At 31.2% G+C, this 3,661-nt stretch carries 4 protein-coding genes; all 4 read right to left on the minus strand.

The features are described from left to right. Positions 1-408: 408 nt before the first annotated feature. The 4 genes from HNP25_RS21540 to HNP25_RS21555 all read right to left on the minus strand — a co-directional run bounded on the left by HNP25_RS21540 (position 409) and on the right by HNP25_RS21555 (position 3,495). Positions 409-951, minus strand: coding sequence for an REP-associated tyrosine transposase (locus HNP25_RS21540; RefSeq protein ID WP_184137822.1), 543 nt, complete (start codon positions 949-951; stop codon positions 409-411). A gap of 130 nt (positions 952-1,081) precedes the next feature. After that, on the minus strand, positions 1,082-1,294 hold the full coding sequence (locus HNP25_RS21545) for a hypothetical protein (RefSeq protein ID WP_184137823.1): 213 nt from the start codon (positions 1,292-1,294) through the stop codon (positions 1,082-1,084). 302 nt (positions 1,295-1,596) lie between these two features. After that, a complete protein-coding gene (locus HNP25_RS21550; RefSeq protein WP_184137825.1) occupies positions 1,597-2,745 on the minus strand; it encodes an outer membrane beta-barrel protein in 1,149 nt (382 codons plus the stop codon). Between the two features lie 177 nt (positions 2,746-2,922). Continuing rightward, positions 2,923-3,495 carry a hypothetical protein gene (locus tag HNP25_RS21555; RefSeq protein WP_184137827.1) on the minus strand — a complete coding sequence of 191 codons (573 nt, stop codon included), beginning with the start codon at positions 3,493-3,495 and terminating at the stop codon, positions 2,923-2,925. Between the last annotated feature and the right edge of the window lie 166 nt (positions 3,496-3,661).

Raw genomic sequence — 3,661 nt, forward strand, 5'->3', positions numbered from 1 at the left:
AAATCTTATGTAGTTGTATTTGCATATCTTATATGTTTTGAATACAAAAATATACATTAAAAGTCATCAGCCTAATTTAAGGATTGAGCCTAAAAATATTAGTAAATTTGACAATGAACTTAAAAATATTAATCCCGAAAACATTACACCAGTATAATCTTCAATAAGTGAAAATCTCATATTATAGACAACACTAATATAAATATATAAGAATGCCGTTGCATTAAAAATGGCTAATAGTTTAATTATTCTATTAAAATCCATAGCAATCTATTTTATTTTAGTTTTTAAGTATTTAATTACAGGTTCCCTCGCTTGGCGTAGTGTTCCTACACTACGTCATAGTGAACTGCAATGTTACATTGCAAAAATGCAGAGCATTTTAGTCTGTCGAATTGCAAAACTTTATTAAAGAAAATCTATTTCAATGAGGCTTCTCAATCCTGCATAATTTCTGGCACTACTGTATAACCAATCTTCAGGTTTTTCTACAAAACCTGCTCGTACTGGATTATTATGAATATAATCTAATTTTTGTTTGGTAAAATCTGCTTTGATACATGAAATAGCATGATTTTCATGCGTCCAAAATTGGTAAAAACTACTCCTCACATTACTCCTTGCGGCAAATTCAAAGCGTTTAAGCATCCAATCCTTACGGCTTTCTGGTTCTGTTGCTATCGCCTTTAAAATTTGTGATGCCGTAAATTTCTTAAAATCCCGAATAACATTTGATAAATTAGCTTCCTTTGCCATTGTTAGCAAATGTATATGATTGGTCATTACTACATAAGCATAGATTTGCAAGCCTTTTTCTTTTCTACAATAATCTAAGCTGTTGATAATTATGTCTCGATGGTTTTTCCTGCTGAAAACATCCACCCAATCAATTACTTGAAGTGTTAGATAGTAGAGACCCGACTGGTCATAGATTTGATAGCCTTCTGGCATATTCTTAAATAGTTTAGTTTAACAAACTTGTAAAATGCGTTGCATTTTTTGCAATGTAACATTGCGATACACTCTGACGTAGTGAAAAACACTACGCCAAGCAATTTATTTTCTGTTAATTCAAAGGTACTCACAATGTAATAATTCTATACTTAAATCTCACTTCTCCACTCACATTTTTGAAAGCATGATAATTACAAGTAAGATTTATTTTTGCCGTTACCCAAAAAGCCTTTTCGTTCATTTCTGGAATAATCTTTTTTTGTTCAATAGGCTCAACGTCTTTGGATTTACAAGTGACTAATAAAAAGAGGAAGGACAAAAGGATATGAAATGTTTTCATAGAAAGTTTTTTATTATTGGAGCGAATAGGGAAATAAACTGTTTGTTAAGTAAAAAAAATCCATCAATTTGGTCATTTTTAGCGTCAAAATCTTCCATCAAAATTGTAAAATATGATTGAGGTCATTTTAATTGGTTTTCATCACATCTTGAAATAGTTAAAAGAACTGCTTCAAATTCGATTTCAAAGTTTTCCAGTAAGGATTATCTAATATCAATACCTCTTCTGTGATGATTTCAGTAGCACAAGTTTCCAACTCGTGAAAAATTTTATTCTGACGAGTTGGAAACTCGTGCTACTGATTAATTATGAAAACCAACACCTACTCTAAGCTGAAAAGAATTATTTAATCCTACTTGTTGAATTCTATGATTGGTATATCTGAAATCAATATTCAAACTCTTGTTTGCTGAAATTTTCCTTTCAAACCCAATACCTAAACCGTAACCAACAAACAAAACAGTTTTGTGAGTGTCAACATAATCGCTATCAAAGAATTCTCTGCTCTTAATTTCATCAAATCTTAAGGCACATCCAAAAGTTGGACCTGCTTTAAGTACTAATTTATACTTTTCTTTAGGCGTAGTATTGTAGTGCAAGAACAAAGGTAAACTAACACTTTTTTCCTTAATGGTTAGTTTATAAGGTTCATAAAATGTTCCATAACTATTTACAGGTACATCCCTAAAACCTGAGTATTGGTTGTACATTAAATCAAATTCTAAAGAAAGCTTTTTCCTAAGATTAACAATATAGAAAAAACCAATATTGGGCTGAAACTTATTGCTTAATCGCCCATTGATATTAAAAAAAGGGTTTTCACCTGAGTCAAATGTGTAATTCCAATGTGTAAAATCTATTCCTAACAATACGCCAAAACTGGAGTAAGAAACATTTTTAGGTTCATTTACTTTTTCGTTAGGCTTTACGCATAGATTATAATTTTTGATTATGCGTTTGAAATAGCTTTCAGAGTACAAATAGCTTTTTTGAGTCATCAAGTTTTCAAAATAAGAACTTGTACACTCCAACAGATTAGTACGAAGTACTGCCCATGAAGTATTGTTTTTGGGTAGTGCTAGAATATTTTTTTGAGGTAATTCTAAATAAAATTGAAGAGAATCGTTCGGGTAAACCAACTCAAAAAGACTAACATGACCTAATATAAGCTGTCTGAGAAAAGTGGGTGTGTGCGTATCACCATTGGGCAATGACTTTACTGTAATGTTAGATTGATAAGTAAAATAACTCTTCAGTTGTTGCGCTTGAAAAGTTTGTTTATTTTTCTCGCCTTCTCTCCTGAATTTAATTGTGTTGTTATTTAATTCAAAAACTTCTCCTCTCAGCGTATCATTGTTTACTGTAACGATATAATCAGGTACTTTTTCTTGGGCTTTGCTCGTAAAGCTTAAAATAACCAAAAGGATGATTGCGGTAGTAAAATTTCTCATGTTAAATGTGTGGATTATTATTAAAGGGTTGTTAAATAGTATAGTATTAGAAAAAAAAACAGTGTAGTAAACATTCTCCATCAAGGAGAATGTTACTGCTTATTCATCTTTTTTGACTTTGTAGGAGTTATCTTAGTTTAGATAAACACTCGAACAAAGATGGCTACATGACAATGGTCAATAAATCTCCTCGACAATTTCTCCTCTATCAGATTCATCAAAAAGTTTGTTGATTCTGGGCTGAATTACCCAAATGCCTATTGGGAAAAACCATATCAAGAAAAAATCACCTAAATAATCACTGGACGTTGCTAGTGCTTGTGTTTCCACTGATTTTAATGCTTTTGCGATAAAATAAAAGCAGTAAAAAATACAAAACATTGAAAATAAATGTAAGGGAAGTATTAGTAAAAAAATCCAAGGTTCTATTGGTTCTCCACTAGTAGAGTAGGGTATCATACTGACCACTAAAAATACTGATATTGCCAGAATGTAAAAAACAGGAAAGAACAAGAAAATCTTAAATCTTGTTAGGCTCATTTTAGTTTTTGCAGACAGCTTTGGATAAAGATTTGTTCCTACTGCATAGAACCAGCCAAAGAAAAAGAACATAAAAAGTAACATCATCATTGGAAAGACATAAATCGCACCAATGGTATAATTTATGAATGATGTTAAGTCAATGAAAAAAGGAAGGACGCAAACAAATACAAAAAATTGCCAGTGTTTTAGTGTAAGAAAGAATTTCATTTTATATGTTTTGTTAAATTGTTTACGGTGTTGGTATTTAAGATTTTTCGCTTAATAAACGTAGTGTTTCTGTACTCTACCCGAAGATTTTGTTCTTGAAAACAAAAAGGCTGAAATTTGAGCGACCAAGCATCAAAACAGCCTTTAAGGATGAGAAAAATCATCA

This window comes from Arcicella rosea (assembly GCF_014204325.1).
Taxonomy (GTDB): Bacteria; Bacteroidota; Bacteroidia; order Cytophagales; family Spirosomataceae; genus Arcicella; species Arcicella rosea_A.